The following is a 14,505-nucleotide window of genomic DNA, read 5'->3' on the forward strand; positions in this document are numbered from 1 at the left end:
CTTTGCCCTCCGGGGCGGTCCGCAACTCTGAATTACCAAGGGAACGCCGCGTCCGCTGCGCTGCAGCCGGCCGAGACGTTCCCAGTTCACCCGGCGCGGGTGGCGAAATTGGTAGACGCACCAGGTTTAGGTCCTGACGCCTTCACGGGCGTGCCGGTTCGAGTCCGGCCCCGCGCACCACACTCTCAACCGATTCCGAGTCCACTATGGCTGTCACCGTCGAAACTCTCGAAAAGCTGGAACGCCGCATCACGCTCACGCTGGCGGCCGACGACATCAACACCGAAGTCGAGTCCCGCCTGAAGAAGCTGGCCCGCACCGTCAAGGCCGACGGCTTCCGCCCGGGCAAGGTGCCCATGTCCTTCGTCGCCCAGCGCTACGGCGCCTCGGTGCAGTACGAAGTCGTGAACGACAAGCTGGGCGAGGCCTTCACCTCCGCCGCCAACGAAGCCAAGCTGCGCGTCGCCGGCATGCCCCGCATCGAGCAGAAGGACGGCGCCGCTGACGGCCAGCTGGCCTTCGACGCGACCTTCGAGGTCTATCCCGAAGTCAAGATCGCCGACCTGGCCGGCGCCGAGGTCGAGCGCATCGCCGCCGACGTGACGGAAGAAGCCATCGACAAGACCGTCGAGATCCTGCGCAAGCAGCGCCGCTCGTTCGCCCAGCGCGGCGCGGCGGACGTGGCCGCCGACGGCGACCGCGTGTCCATCGACTTCGAAGGCAAGATCGACGGCGAACCCTTCGCCGGCGGCAAGGCCGACGGCTTCCAGTTCCTGCTGGGCGAAGGCCAGATGCTCGAAGCCTTCGAGAAGGCCGTGCGCGGCATGAAGGCGGGCGAGTCCAAGACCTTCCCGCTGGCCTTCCCCGAGGACTATCACGGCAAGGACGTCGCCGGCAAGGAAGCCGACTTCCTGGTCACCGTCAAGAAGATCGAGGCCCAGCACCTGCCCGAAGTGAACGAGGCCTTCGCCAAGGCCCTGGGCATCAAGGACGGCACCGTCGAAGCCCTGCGCGCCGACATCAAGAAGAACCTCGAGCGTGAAGTGAAGTTCCGCGTCCTGGCCAAGAACAAGGGCGCCGCGATGGACGCGCTGGTCGGCAAGGCCGAGCTGGACGTTCCCAACGCCCTGATCGAAGGCGAAGCCGAGCGCATGGTCGCCAACGCCCGCGAGGACCTGAAGAAGCGCGGCATCAAGGACGCCGACAAGGCCCCGATCCCCGCCGAGCTGTTCAAGGATCAAGCCGAGAAGCGCGTGCGCCTGGGCCTGGTCGTGGCCGAGCTGGTCCGTTCGAACAACCTGCAAGCCAAGCCCGAGCAGCTGCAGGCCCACATCGAAGAGATCTCGCAGAGCTACGAGAAGCCGGCGGAAGTCGTGCGCTGGTACCTGTCGGACCGCGAGCGCATGGCCGAGGTCGAAGCCGTCGTGATCGAGAACAACGTCACCGACTTCATCCTGGGCAAGGCCAAGGTCACCGACAAGTCGCTGCCCTTCGACGAACTGATGGCCGGCGCCTGATCGCCGACCTGCGATCCAAGGCTGACGCTCGCGCACTCCGGGTCTTCCATCTCTTGAAAGACTGAACCGCGATCGCCACGTGAGGCGCCGGGCCGCAAGGCCGGCGCCTTTTTCTTTCCCCGCGCGGTCTCGATGCGCGGGCGACAAGGGCATTGGAGCGCACGACATAATGAGCCGTGACGCGAACCCACCACAGAGGATTTCATGAGCGCTCTGGAAACTAGCAACCTGGGCATGGTGCCCATCGTCATCGAACAGTCGGGCCGCGGCGAGCGCGCCTACGACATCTACAGCCGCCTGCTGCGCGAGCGCATCGTCTTCCTGGTCGGCCCGGTCAACGACGCGGTGGCCAACCTGGTCGTGGCGCAGCTGCTGTTCCTGGAGAGCGAGAACCCCGACAAGGAGATCTCGCTGTACATCAACTCGCCGGGCGGCAGCGTCTCGGCGGGCATGTCGATCTACGACACGATGCAGTTCATCAAGCCGCAGGTCTCGACGCTGTGCATGGGCATGGCCGCCTCGATGGGCGCCTTCCTGCTGGCCGCCGGCGAGAAGGGCAAGCGCTTCGCGCTCCCGAACTCCAAGATCATGATCCACCAGCCGCTGGGCGGCGCCCAGGGTCAGGCCACGGACATCGAGATCCATGCCCGCGAGATCCTCAAGACTCGCGAGCAGCTGAACCGCATCCTCGCCGAGCGCACCGGCCAGAGCCTGGAGAAGATCCAGGCCGACACCGAGCGCGATTACTTCATGTCGGCGGCCGAATCGGCGACCTACGGTCTGATCGATCAGGTCATCGAGAAGCGCCCCTGATCGTCCGGGCAGGGGAGGGTCGGGCGGGCGTCCTCGACGCCGCCGGCCTCCTCGCTGCCTCGATGGTCCCGCCATCCGTGTCGATGTCCGGAGCCCAGTGAGCCGGGCTCGACGTCCGCGGATGGAACCGCGAGCGGACAGCGACAACTGACCGCCCTTTGACGGCACCAACTGACCACTCTTAGGGGCTTTTATCCCCTCAAGGGTGGTGCCGGCAATTGAACTATCATCAATGCAGGCACTTGCCTGTATTCCCCGCAGCAACTCCAGCAGCCCCAGCAGCACTCCCATGGCCGAGAAAAAAGGCAACTCCAGCGAAAAAGTCCTGTACTGCAGCTTCTGCGGCAAGAGCCAGCACGAGGTCAAGAAGCTGATCGCTGGCCCGTCGGTGTTCATCTGCGACGAGTGCATCGAGCTGTGCAACGACATCATCCGTGACGAGGTCCCGGCGGAGACGCCCGGCGGCGCGCGCGCGAGCAAGTCGGACCTGCCGGTGCCCAGCGAGATCAAGACGACGCTGGACCAGTACGTCATCGGCCAGGACGTGGCCAAGCGCACGCTGTCCGTCGCGGTCTACAACCATTACAAGCGGCTGCGCCACGCGGCCGACACCAAGGACGGCGTCGAGCTGTCCAAGAGCAACATCCTGCTGATCGGGCCGACCGGCTCGGGCAAGACCCTGCTGGCGCAGACGCTGGCGCGGGTGCTCAATGTCCCCTTCGTGATCGCCGACGCGACCACGCTGACCGAAGCCGGCTATGTCGGCGAGGACGTCGAGAACATCATCCAGAAGCTGCTCCAGAACTGCAACTACGACGTCGAGCGCGCCCAGCGCGGCATCGTCTACATCGACGAGATCGACAAGATCAGCCGCAAGGCCGACAACCCGTCCATCACGCGCGACGTGTCGGGCGAGGGCGTGCAGCAGGCACTGCTGAAGCTGGTCGAAGGCACGATGGCGTCGGTCCCCCCGCAGGGCGGCCGCAAGCATCCGAACCAGGACTTCCTGCAGATCGACACCACCAACATCCTGTTCATCTGCGGCGGCGCGTTCGACGGCCTCGAGAAGGTCATCCAGAACCGGTCCGAGAAGTCGGGCATCGGCTTCGGCGCCTCGGTCAAGAGCAAGAGCGAGAAGAAGGTCGGGGAGCTGTTCCGCGAGGTGGAGCCGGGCGATCTGATCAAGTTCGGCCTGATCCCGGAACTGGTCGGCCGCCTGCCCGTCATCGCGACGCTGGGCGAGCTGACTGAAGACGCGCTGGTGCAGATCCTGACCGAGCCGCGCAACGCGCTGGTCAAGCAGTATCAGCAGCTGTTCTCGATGGACGGCGTGGAACTGGAAGTGCGTCCGTCCGCGCTGAACGCCGTCGCGCGCAAGGCACTGGCCCGCAAGACCGGCGCCCGCGGCCTGCGCTCGATCGTCGAGCACGCCCTGATCGACACGATGTTCGAGTTGCCCTCGCTGGACGGCGTGGCCAAGGTGGTGCTGGACGAACACAACATCGACGAGGACTCCAAACCGTTGCTCGTCTACCGCGAAGCCAAGGCCAGCGCCTGACCGTCCTACCGGTTCAGGCTATTGAACGGCACCTTGTAATTGGCACCTCGGACCCGAGATGGGTCTGAGAAAGAGAGGTTTTCATGTCCGGTCATCCGATCCTCCCCGCGGAACCCATCACGCTGCCGCTGCTGCCGCTGCGCGACGTGGTCGTGTTCCCGCACATGGTGATCCCCCTGTTCGTCGGCCGTCCCAAGTCCATCAAGGCCCTGGAAGCGGCGATGGAGTCGGGTCGTCAGATCATGCTGGTCGCGCAGAAGGCGGCCGGCAAGGACGAGCCCAAGCCCGACGACATGTTCGAGATGGGTTGCGTCTCCAGCATCCTGCAGATGCTGAAGCTGCCCGACGGCACCGTGAAGGTGCTGGTCGAGGGCCTGCAGCGCGCCACCACCCGCACGATCGAGGACGGCGAGGAGCATTTCACCGCCGAGGTGATGCCCATCCCCCCCGAAGCCGACGACCAGCCGGAGGTCGAGGCGCTGCGTCGCGCGGTGACGCAGCAGTTCGACCAGTACGTCAAGCTGAACAAGAAGATCCCGCCGGAGATCCTCACGTCCATCGCCGGCATCGACGACGCGGGCCGCCTGGGCGACACGATCGCCGCGCACCTGCCGCTGAAGCTCGACGCCAAGCAGTCGGTGCTGGACCTGTCCGAAGTCGGCAAGCGGCTGGAGAAGCTGCTGGACCTGCTCGAGCATGAGGTCGACATCCTGCAGGTCGAGAAGCGCATCCGTGGTCGCGTCAAGCGCCAGATGGAGAAGTCGCAGCGCGAGTACTACCTGAACGAGCAGGTCAAGGCCATCCAGAAGGAGCTCGGCGACGGCGAGGACGGCGCGGACATGGAGGAGCTGGAGAAGAAGATCCAGGCTGCTCGCATGCCCAAGGAAGCGCGCAAGAAGGCCGAGGCCGAGCTGAAGAAGCTCAAGCTGATGTCGCCGATGTCCGCCGAAGCCACGGTGGTGCGCAACTACATCGACACGCTGGTCAACCTGCCCTGGTCCAAGAAGACCAAGATCAAGCACGACCTGGCCAATGCCGAGGCGGTCCTGAACGAGGACCACTACGGGCTGGACAAGGTCAAGGAACGCATCCTCGAGTACCTCGCGGTGCAGCAGCGCGTCGACAAGGTGAAGGCGCCCATCCTTTGCCTGGTCGGACCTCCGGGCGTGGGCAAGACCTCGCTGGGTCAGTCGGTGGCGCGCGCCACGGGTCGCAAGTTCGTCCGCATGGCGCTGGGCGGCGTGCGCGACGAGGCCGAGATCCGCGGTCACCGCCGCACCTACATCGGCTCGATGCCGGGCAAGGTGCTGCAGAGCCTGAGCAAGGTCGGCACGCGCAATCCGCTGTTCCTGCTGGACGAGATCGACAAGCTGGGCATGGACTTCCGTGGCGATCCGTCGTCGGCGCTGCTGGAAGTGCTGGACCCCGAGCAGAACCACACCTTCGCCGACCATTACATCGAGGTCGACTACGACCTGAGCGACGTGATGTTCGTGGCGACGTCCAACTCGCTGAACATCCCTCCCGCGCTGCTGGACCGGATGGAAGTGATCCGCCTGTCGGGTTACACGGAAGACGAGAAGGTCAACATCGCCCAGCGCTATCTGTTGCCCAAGCAACGCGGCAACAACGGCGTGAAGGACGAGGAGCTCGAGGTCACCGAGGGCGCGATCCGTGGCGTGATCCGCTACTACACCCGCGAGGCCGGCGTGCGTTCGCTGGAGCGCGAGATCTCCAAGATCTGCCGCAAGGTGGTGAAGGGTCTGCAGCTCAAGACCTACACCGGCAAGGTGGTGGTGGACGAGGACAACCTGAACGAGTTCTTGGGCGTTCGCAAGTACGACTTCGGTCGTGCCGAGAAGACCAACCAGGTCGGCCAGGTGGTCGGTCTCGCGTGGACCGAGGTGGGCGGCGATCTGCTGACCATCGAAGCCACGGTGATGCCGGGCAAGGGCAACATCATCCGCACCGGCTCGCTGGGCGACGTGATGAAGGAATCGGTCGAGGCGGCGCGCACCGTGGTGCGTTCGCGGGCTCGCCGACTGGGCATCAAGGATGAGGCGTTCGAGAAGCGCGACATCCACGTCCACCTGCCCGACGGCGCGACGCCCAAGGACGGTCCGAGTGCGGGTGCCGCGATGACGACGGCCTTCGTGTCGGCGCTGACCGGCATTCCGGTCCGTGCCGATGTGGCGATGACCGGCGAGATCACGCTGCGTGGCGAGGTGACCGCGATCGGCGGCCTGAAGGAGAAGCTCCTGGCGGCGCACCGTGGCGGCATCAAGACGGTGATGATTCCGGAAGAGAACGTGAAGGACCTTCAGGACATTCCCGAGAACGTGAAGGACCAGCTCGAGATCGTGCCGGTCCGCTGGATCGACCGCGTGCTCGAAGTGGCGCTGGAGTCCTACCCGCAAGCGCTGCCGGAAGAGGAAGTGGCCGCAGCCGCGGTCGCTCCCGCCGAGAAGGTGGCCGAGGCCAAGCCCGAAGCGGGCGGTGACTCGCTGAAGCACTGAACGGCGCTCGTTCGCGAGCCCCATGACAACGGCGCCTTCGGGCGCCGTTGTTCATTCCGGGCCGATGACGGCGAGGCACGTTTGGGCGATCTTCAGAAAGAATGCGCCGAACTCTTGTGTGACCCTCAAAAACCGTTCTATACTCTCGGCTTCAGCGCAAACGGTGCTGCAAGACGAAGCGAATCGCAAGAGACGCCAAGTGGAGCGAAGCAGGCAGTGCGTTGAAGACCATGCGGGAATAGCTCAGTTGGTAGAGCGCAACCTTGCCAAGGTTGAGGTCGCGAGTTCGAGCCTCGTTTCCCGCTCCAGGCATTCAAAGGATGGAAGCTCCGGCTTCCATTTTTTATCGGAATCGGACAACCAAATCCGGTTTCTACAGAATCCCGTCCAGGGTTCTGGGGCGCGATAGCAAAGCGGTTATGCCCCGGATTGCAAATCCGGTCAGTCCGGTTCGACTCCGGATCGCGCCTCCAAAGAATGGACATTGCGGGAATAGCTCAGTTGGTAGAGCGCAACCTTGCCAAGGTTGAGGTCGCGAGTTCGAGCCTCGTTTCCCGCTCCAACATTACCAAAGGGTAGTTGGATGCCATTGCATTCAATTGTCCTGCGATGCGGGAATAGCTCAGTTGGTAGAGCGCAACCTTGCCAAGGTTGAGGTCGCGAGTTCGAGCCTCGTTTCCCGCTCCAAATCTTCAAAAAGGGAAGCCGTTCGGCTTCCCTTTTTTCTTGGTCGACGCGCCCGATAATGCGCGACTCGCTCACTCCAAGGTGACGCGACAGCTCCCTCGCGGAGCATCCGGCCTGGATGGTGAAATCGGTAGACACAGCGGACTTAAAATCCGCCGCCCTAGAAAGGCGTACGGGTTCGAGTCCCGTTCCAGGCACCATCCGGCGTCGCCAGACGTGACTTCCCGCTGCGGTACAGTCGTCGCTCCCTCAGAGGCGACCGACCCCACCGAACCGCATGGCCTTGTTCGCGCAGGAACTCTTGAATCCGGGCGTTCGCAAACGCGAAGTCTTCGGCTGGTCGATGTACGACTTCGCCAACTCCGGCTACACCACCGTCGTCCTGACCGCTGTCTACAACGCCTATTTCGTCGGCGTGATCGCGAAGGGGCAGCCGTCCTCGACGCTGCTGTGGACCGTGCTGGTGGCGTTCTCCAGCTTCCTCGTGATGGTCACCATGCCGGGTCTCGGGGCCTGGGCCGACGCGCATGGCGCCAAGCGCAAGCTGCTCGGAATCTGCACGCTGGGCTGCGTGCTGACCACCGCGGCGCTCGCCTGCTTCGGGCCGGGCCAGCTGTGGTGGGCTGCCGCCGCGGTGGTGCTCTCCAATGTCTTCTTCTCTTATGGCGAATCGCTGATCGCCGCTTTCCTGCCCGAGCTCGCCCGGCGTGACGCGCTCGGCCGCGTCTCCGGCTGGGGATGGGCTTTCGGCTATCTCGGCGGGATGCTGGCGCTCGGACTGTGCCTGGGTTATGTGCTGGCCGCGCAGTCCCGAGGGCAGTCGGCCGAGGTCTTCGTCCCGATCACGATGCTGATCACCGCGGCCTTCTATCTGCTGGCCGCGATTCCGACCTTCCTGCTGTTGCGCGAGCGCTCCGATCCTTGCGCCACCCGTCGCGCCGCCCGCATGGGGTCGGGGCTGTCACAGCTGTGGATCTCGTGGCGGCGCGCGCGCGCCTATCCGGACTTCCTGCGGCTGCTCGCCTGCGGTACCAGCTACCAGGCCGGGATCGCCGTGGTCATCGCGCTGGCGGCCGTCTATGCCGAGCAGGCGCTCGGATTCAGTCAGTCGCAGACGATGACGCTGGTGTTTCTCGTGAACATCGCTTCCGCCGTCGGCGCCTTCCTTTTCGGCTACTACGAAGACCGCATCGGCCACCAGCCGGCGCTCGCCGTCACGCTGGTCGGCTGGATGCTGATGACCGTGCTGGCCTTCATCGCGACCTCCGCCTGGCTGTTCTGGATCGCCGCCTTCATCGCGGGCTTGTGCATGGGATCGAGCCAATCCTGCGGTCGCGCGCTCGCGGGCGCGCTGGCGCCACATGACCGCCTCGCCGAGTTCTTCGGCCTGTGGACCTTCGCCACGCGTCTGGCGGCGATCATCGGTCCGTTGACCTATGGCGCGGTCACCGCGCTCACGGCGGGCAACCACCGTCTGGCGATCCTCGCCACCGGCGTGTTCTTCGTGCTGGGCTACTGGCTGCTCAAGCGCGTCGACATGACGCGCGGTCTGGCACGCGCGCTGGTCTGAGGATCAGGCGGGGATGCGCGTGGCCACGACGTCGCGCCAGCCCAGCGCTTCGCGCGCGAGATGCTGCAGCGGTGCCGGATCGCCGGTGCTCTCGAGCACGATCCCCGCGTCATGGACCGGCGCGATGCCCAGCGTCTCCCACACGCGCTTGGCCTGACGCGCGACCGCGTCCTCGATGTCGAGCAACCGCACGCCATCGCCCAGTGCGGCCTGGATGCGGTCGCGGATCAGCGGGTAGTGCGTGCAGCCCAGCAGCACCGTGTCGACCAGTGCCTCGCGCATCGGCGCGCAGAAACGCTGGATCAGCGCGTCGAGCTCCGGGCTGCGCAGATCGCCGCGCTCGATCAGCGTGACCAGGCCGGGGCAGGGCTGGCTGATCAGCGTCACCTCGGCCGCGTGCGCGGCGACGAGCTGTTCGTATCGACGACTCGCGATCGTCGCCGTCGTCGCCATGACACCGATGCGACCGTTGCGCGTCGCCGCGACCGCGGGCTTCACGCCGGGCTCGATCCCCACGACCGGCCATTCGGGCCAGCGCTCGCGCATCGCCAGGACGGCATGCGCCGTCGCCGTGTTGCAGGCCACCACCGCCATGCGGGCGCCGACGGCGCGCAGGTGCTCGGCCACCTTCACGCTGCGCTCGACGATGTAGTCGCTGCTGCGATCACCGTAAGGGGCATGCGCGGTGTCCGCGAGGTAGTGCAGGGGCACGTCGGGCAGTTGCTCCCGCAGCGCCCGCATGACGGTCAGCCCGCCGACACCGGAATCGAAGACCCCGATGCAGGGGACACGCGAGGAATCTGGAGCGGCGAAGGGACTCGGGATCGTCATCAGAGAAGAAGCTTGGGCGAACGCCGGTCGGCGTCGTCGAGAGCGCAGTCTAGAAGATTCCCTGATGCCGGGTCCGAACCCGCTTGGCAGCGCCGGTCACGTGTATAGAATAGAACGATCGTTCGTTTTATTTTCGAGCCGACGGCCAGAGGCCCCGCCCACAGCGAGGGCGCATGACGGCTGGGAGACACGGGACTGGCTCAGGCCTCCCATAGAATCGAATTAACGTTAACGTCAATCCGCTTGGAGTGCTTCGATGAAGGTATTGGTCCCCGTCAAACGTGTCGTCGATTACAACGTCAAGGTGCGCGTCAAGAGCGATGGCTCGGGCGTCGACATCGCCAACGTGAAGATGTCGATGAACCCCTTCGATGAGATCGCCGTCGAGGAAGCCGTTCGCCTGAAGGAAAAGGGCGTGGTGACCGAGGTGATCGCCGTGTCCTGCGGCGTCACGCAGTGCCAGGAAACCCTGCGCACCGCCATGGCCATCGGCGCCGACCGCGCCATCCTGGTCGAGACCGACGCCGAACTGCAGCCGCTGGCCGTGGCCAAGCTGCTCAAGGCGCTGGTCGACAAGGAACAGCCGCAGTTGGTGATCCTGGGCAAGCAGGCCATCGACGACGATTGCAACCAGACCGGCCAGATGCTGGCCGCGCTGACCGGCCTGCCGCAAGGCACCTTCGCCTCCAAGGTCGAAGTCGCCGACGGCAAGGTCAACGTGACGCGTGAAGTCGACGGCGGTCTGGAGACCGTGTCGCTGACGCTGCCGGCGGTCGTGACGACCGACCTGCGCCTGAACGAGCCGCGCTACGTCACGCTGCCCAACATCATGAAGGCCAAGAAGAAGCAGCTCGACGTGGTCAAGCCCGCGGATCTCGGTGTCGACGTGAACCCGCGCATCAAGACGCTGTCGGTGGCCGAGCCCCCGAAGCGCAGCGCCGGCATCAAGGTGCCGGACGTGGCCACGCTGGTCACGAAGCTGAAGACCGAGGCCAAGGTCATCTGAGCCCCAGAACAAGATTCGGAGATAAGACATGACCACCCTCGTCATCGCTGAACACGACAACGCCTCCCTGAAGGGCGCCACCCACCACACCGTCACCGCCGGCGTCGCCATCGGCGGCGATGTGCACGTGCTCGTCGTCGGCTCGAACGCCGGCGCCGCCGCCGCGTCGGCCGCCAAGATCGCGGGCGTCGCCAAGGTGCTGCACGCCGACGGCGCGCAGTTCGCCGACGGCCTGGCCGAGAACGTCGCCGCCCAGGTGATCGCCATCGCCAAGGACTACTCGCACCTCCTGTTCCCGGCCACCGCCGCGGGCAAGAACGTCGCCCCGCGCGTCGCCGCGCTGCTGGACGTCGGTCAGCTGAGCGACATCACCAAGGTGATCTCGGCCGACACCTTCGAGCGCCCGATCTACGCCGGTAACGCCATCGCCACCGTGCAGTCGACCGACGCGATCAAGGTCGTGACCGTGCGCACGACCGGTTTCGACTCCGCTCCCGAAGGTGGCAGCGCCGCCGTCGAATCGCTGACGGCCGTGGCCGACAGCGGCAAGAGCAGCTTCGTCGGCCGCGAGGTCACGAAGAGCGACCGCCCCGAGCTGACCGCCGCCAAGATCATCGTGTCCGGTGGCCGCGCGCTGGGCAGCAGCGACAAGTTCAATGAAGTGCTGACGCCGCTGGCCGACAAGCTGGGCGCCGCGCTGGGCGCCTCGCGCGCCGCGGTGGACGCGGGCTACGCGCCCAACGACTGGCAGGTCGGTCAGACCGGCAAGATCGTCGCGCCGCAGCTCTACATCGCCGCCGGCATCTCCGGCGCGATCCAGCATCTGGCCGGCATGAAGGACTCCAAGGTGATCGTCGCGATCAACAAGGATCCGGAAGCGCCGATCTTCTCGGTGGCGGATTACGGCCTGGAAGCCGACCTGTTCACCGCCGTTCCTGAACTCGTGAAGGCGCTCTGATCGGGCCTTCGGCTCGATCGGCATCGCCGACGGCGGACCTGCCGCCACACGCACGAGGGCGCCCGCAGACGACGCGCGGCGCCCTTTTTTTATCCGGAGATCCCCATGACTTACCGCGCCCCGATCAAGGACATGCTCTTCGACATGCAGGCCCTGGCCGGCCTGCAGACGCTGTCGGAGCAGATTCCCGCTTTCGCCGACCACGGCCTGGACACCGCGCAGGCGGTGCTCGAGGAAGCGGCCAAGCTGAACGAGGACGTGATCGCGCCGCTGAACGTCGAGGGGGATCGGAATCCGTCGTACTGGAAGGACGGCCAGGTCTTCGCCACGCCGGGTTTCAAGGAGGCCTTCAAGCAGTACGCCGAGGGCGGCTGGCAGGGGCTGCAGCATCCGGAGGACTTCGGCGGCCAGGGCCTGCCCAAGACCATCGGCACGGCCTGCGCGGAGATGGTCCAGGCGGCCAACGTCAGCTTCGCGCTGTGCCCGCTGCTGACCGACGGCGCGGTCGAGGCGCTGCTGGTCGCGGGCAGCGACGAGCAGAAGCAGCGCTTCATTCCCAAGCTGCTGTCGGGCGAATGGACCGGCACGATGAACCTGACCGAGCCGCAGGCGGGTTCGGATCTGGCGATGGTGCGCTCGCGCGCCGAGCCGCAGGGTGACGGCACCTACAAGGTCTTCGGCACCAAGATCTTCATCACCTGGGGCGAGCACGACATGGCGGACAACATCGTCCACCTGGTGCTGGCGCGGGTCCCGGGCGCTCCCGAGGGCGTGAAGGGCATCAGCCTGTTCCTGGTGCCCAAGTTCCTGGTCAACGAGGACGGCTCGCTGGGCGCGCGCAACGACGCGCACTGCGTGTCCATCGAGCACAAGCTCGGCATCAAGGCCAGCCCGACGGCGGTGCTGCAGTTCGGCGATCACGGCGGCGCCATCGGCACGCTGATCGGCGAGGAGAACCGCGGCCTGGAGTACATGTTCATCATGATGAACGCGGCCCGCTTCGGCGTCGGCGTGCAGGGCATCGCGGTGGCGGACCGCGCCTATCAGAAGGCGGTCGAGTACGCGAAGGACCGCGTGCAGTCGCGCCCGGTGGACGGGTCGTCCAAGGAGGCGGCCGCGATCATCCATCACCCCGACGTGCGCCGCATGCTGATGACGCAGCGCGCGCTGGTCGAGGGCTGCCGCGCGATGGCCATCGACGCCGCCGCGGCCTACGACATCGCGCATCACCACGCCGATGACGCGACCCGCAAGGAGGCCCAGGCCTTCTACGAATTCATGGTCCCGTTCGTCAAGGGCTACAGCACCGAGATGAGCCTGGAGGTGACCTCGCTGGGCGTGCAGGTGCACGGCGGCATGGGCTTCATCGAGGAGACCGGCGCGGCGCAGTACTACCGCGACGCGCGCATCCTCCCCATCTATGAAGGCACGACGGCCATCCAGGCGAACGACCTGGTGGGCCGCAAGACCGTGCGCGACGGCGGCGCCTTCGCGCGTGGCGTCGCGGCGCAGATCGAGGAGACCGAAGGCGCGCTGGCCGCGAGCGGCAGCGCCGATGCCCAGGCGGTGCGCGCGGGTCTGGCGGCGGCGCGCGCGGCCTTCGTCGAGGTCGTCGACTTCGTCGCGGCGCACGGCAAGGCCAAGCCGAACGCGGCCTTCGCCGGCTCGGTCCCGTATCTGATGCTGGGCGGCAATCTGCTGGCGGGCTGGCAGCTGGCGCGCTCGCTGCTGGCGGCGCAGGAGCTCAAGGCCGCTGGCGAGGACGTCGCGTTCATGGACGCCAAGATCACGACCGCGCGCTTCTACGCCGAGCACCTCCTGCCGCGCTGCCAGTCGCTGCGCGACGCCGTGGTGAACGGCGCCGACAGCGTGATGGCACTTCCCGTCGACGCGTTCTGACGCGGGACGGGGCCGACTGAATCGACGCTCCGGAGCGGTTCGGCCCTCGCCGAGTCGCGCGGAATCGACGAGCAAGACGCGTCCCGCGCGCGACGCCTGATCCGGCGCGGCGGGGCGATCATCCGACGACATTGACCAGAGGAGACCTCGAGGTGGCACTTCCCCCGTTGTTCGACAAGCTGCGCCTGCCGGTGATCGGCTCGCCGCTGTTCATCATCAGCAATCCCAAGCTGGTGATCGCGCAATGCAAGGCCGGCATCGTCGGCTCGATGCCCGCGCTGAATGCCCGTCCGGCCGAGCTGCTGGAAGAGTGGCTGGCCGAGATCACCGAGACGCTGGCGGCGCACGACCGCGCGCATCCCGAGGCGCCGGCCGCTCCGTTCGCGATCAACCAGATCGTGCACAAGAGCAATGACCGGCTCGATCACGACATGGCGCTGTGCGCCAAGTACAAGGTGCCCATCGTGATCACCTCGCTGGGCGCGCGCGAGGACGTGAACGCCGCGGTGCACGCCTGGGGCGGCATCGTGATGCACGACGTCATCAACAACAAGTTCGCGAGGAAGGCGATCGAGAAGGGCGCCGACGGCCTGATCGCCGTCGCGGCGGGCGCGGGCGGCCATGCGGGCGTGAAGAGCCCGTTCGCGCTGATCCAGGAGATCCGCGAGTGGTTCCAGGGTCCGCTGGCGCTGTCGGGCTCGATGGCCAGCGGCGACGCGATCCTGGCGGCGCAGGCGATGGGCGCGGACCTCGCGTACATCGGCTCGGCCTTCATCGCCACCGAGGAGGCGCGCGCGCAGGAGGAGTACAAGCAGATGATCGTCGAGAGCAACAGCGACGACATCGTGTACAGCAACCTGTTCACGGGCGTGCACGGCAACTACCTGAAGGGCTCGATCGTGAAGTCGGGTCTGGACCCGGAGAACCTGCCCGAGAGCGATCCGTCCAAGATGAACTTCGGCGGCAATGGCGCCAAGGCGTGGAAGGACGTGTGGGGCAGCGGTCAGGGCATCGGCGCGATCCGCGAGGTGCTGCCGGCCGGCGATCTGGTCGCGCGCTTCGGCCGCGAGTACGAGGCGGCACGCCGTCGTCTGTCGCTGGCGTGAGCCTGCCAGCCGGGTTCGTCGCGCCGGTACCCCGGTGCCGCGCA

Annotated in this window: 10 protein-coding genes and 6 tRNA genes; 15 read left to right on the forward strand and 1 reads right to left on the reverse strand. The window is 66.3% G+C overall.

Features of this window, described 5'->3' with window-relative positions:
* The first annotated feature begins 93 nt into the window (after positions 1 to 93).
* From MCHT01_RS03410 to MCHT01_RS03460, 11 genes are all read left to right on the forward strand, one after another.
* Positions 94 to 180 (forward strand) — tRNA-Leu (locus MCHT01_RS03410).
* Between the two features lie 26 nt (positions 181 to 206).
* The gene (gene tig, locus MCHT01_RS03415) at positions 207 to 1,517 is read left to right on the forward strand and encodes a trigger factor (protein WP_067062398.1); all 1,311 of its coding nucleotides are present in this window, start codon (positions 207 to 209) and stop codon (positions 1,515 to 1,517) included.
* A 204-nt stretch (positions 1,518 to 1,721) separates the two neighbouring features.
* Positions 1,722 to 2,330, forward strand: coding sequence for an ATP-dependent Clp endopeptidase proteolytic subunit ClpP (clpP, locus tag MCHT01_RS03420; protein WP_067062399.1), 609 nt, complete (start codon positions 1,722 to 1,724; stop codon positions 2,328 to 2,330).
* A gap of 289 nt (positions 2,331 to 2,619) precedes the next feature.
* On the forward strand, positions 2,620 to 3,888 hold the full coding sequence (gene clpX / locus MCHT01_RS03425) for an ATP-dependent Clp protease ATP-binding subunit ClpX (protein ID WP_067062401.1): 1,269 nt from the start codon (positions 2,620 to 2,622) through the stop codon (positions 3,886 to 3,888).
* A gap of 83 nt (positions 3,889 to 3,971) precedes the next feature.
* Entirely contained in the window at positions 3,972 to 6,404 is a 2,433-nt protein-coding gene (gene lon, locus MCHT01_RS03430) for an endopeptidase La (RefSeq protein ID WP_067062403.1), read from the forward strand.
* A 232-nt stretch (positions 6,405 to 6,636) separates the two neighbouring features.
* Positions 6,637 to 6,712 (forward strand) — tRNA-Gly (locus MCHT01_RS03435).
* Between the two features lie 91 nt (positions 6,713 to 6,803).
* Positions 6,804 to 6,877: transfer RNA gene (locus tag MCHT01_RS03440), tRNA-Cys, on the forward strand.
* Positions 6,878 to 6,890: 13 nt separating this feature from the next.
* Positions 6,891 to 6,966 (forward strand) — tRNA-Gly (locus tag MCHT01_RS03445).
* A gap of 49 nt (positions 6,967 to 7,015) precedes the next feature.
* Positions 7,016 to 7,091: transfer RNA gene (locus MCHT01_RS03450), tRNA-Gly, on the forward strand.
* Positions 7,092 to 7,203: 112 nt separating this feature from the next.
* Positions 7,204 to 7,291, forward strand: a tRNA-Leu gene (locus tag MCHT01_RS03455).
* A gap of 77 nt (positions 7,292 to 7,368) precedes the next feature.
* Positions 7,369 to 8,661: an MFS transporter gene (locus tag MCHT01_RS03460; RefSeq protein WP_067062405.1), complete on the forward strand. Its 1,293-nt coding sequence runs from the start codon at positions 7,369 to 7,371 to the stop codon at positions 8,659 to 8,661.
* 3 nt (positions 8,662 to 8,664) lie between these two features.
* Here MCHT01_RS03460 and murI read toward each other — a convergent pair whose 3' ends face one another.
* Complete coding sequence (gene murI, locus MCHT01_RS03465) at positions 8,665 to 9,492, reverse strand: glutamate racemase (RefSeq protein WP_067062409.1); 828 nt, start codon at positions 9,490 to 9,492, stop codon at positions 8,665 to 8,667.
* A gap of 256 nt (positions 9,493 to 9,748) precedes the next feature.
* On the opposite strand from murI, the gene MCHT01_RS03470 reads away from it, so the two are divergent.
* From MCHT01_RS03470 to MCHT01_RS03485, 4 genes are all read left to right on the forward strand, one after another.
* A complete protein-coding gene (locus MCHT01_RS03470) occupies positions 9,749 to 10,498 on the forward strand; it encodes an electron transfer flavoprotein subunit beta/FixA family protein (protein ID WP_067062412.1) in 750 nt (249 codons plus the stop codon).
* Positions 10,499 to 10,526: 28 nt separating this feature from the next.
* Positions 10,527 to 11,456: an electron transfer flavoprotein subunit alpha/FixB family protein gene (locus MCHT01_RS03475; protein ID WP_067062414.1), complete on the forward strand. Its 930-nt coding sequence runs from the start codon at positions 10,527 to 10,529 to the stop codon at positions 11,454 to 11,456.
* Between the two features lie 105 nt (positions 11,457 to 11,561).
* Positions 11,562 to 13,355 (forward strand): acyl-CoA dehydrogenase, encoded by a 1,794-nt coding sequence (locus MCHT01_RS03480; RefSeq protein WP_067062417.1) that lies wholly within the window; start codon positions 11,562 to 11,564, stop codon positions 13,353 to 13,355.
* 152 nt (positions 13,356 to 13,507) lie between these two features.
* Positions 13,508 to 14,461 carry an NAD(P)H-dependent flavin oxidoreductase gene (locus MCHT01_RS03485; protein WP_067062420.1) on the forward strand — a complete coding sequence of 318 codons (954 nt, stop codon included), beginning with the start codon at positions 13,508 to 13,510 and terminating at the stop codon, positions 14,459 to 14,461.
* Positions 14,462 to 14,505: the final 44 nt, after the last annotated feature.

Origin of the sequence: Mitsuaria chitosanitabida ATCC BAA-476 = NBRC 102408 (assembly GCF_001598255.1) — a bacterium.
In the GTDB taxonomy this organism is placed as follows: domain Bacteria; phylum Pseudomonadota; class Gammaproteobacteria; order Burkholderiales; family Burkholderiaceae_C; genus Roseateles; species Roseateles chitosanitabidus.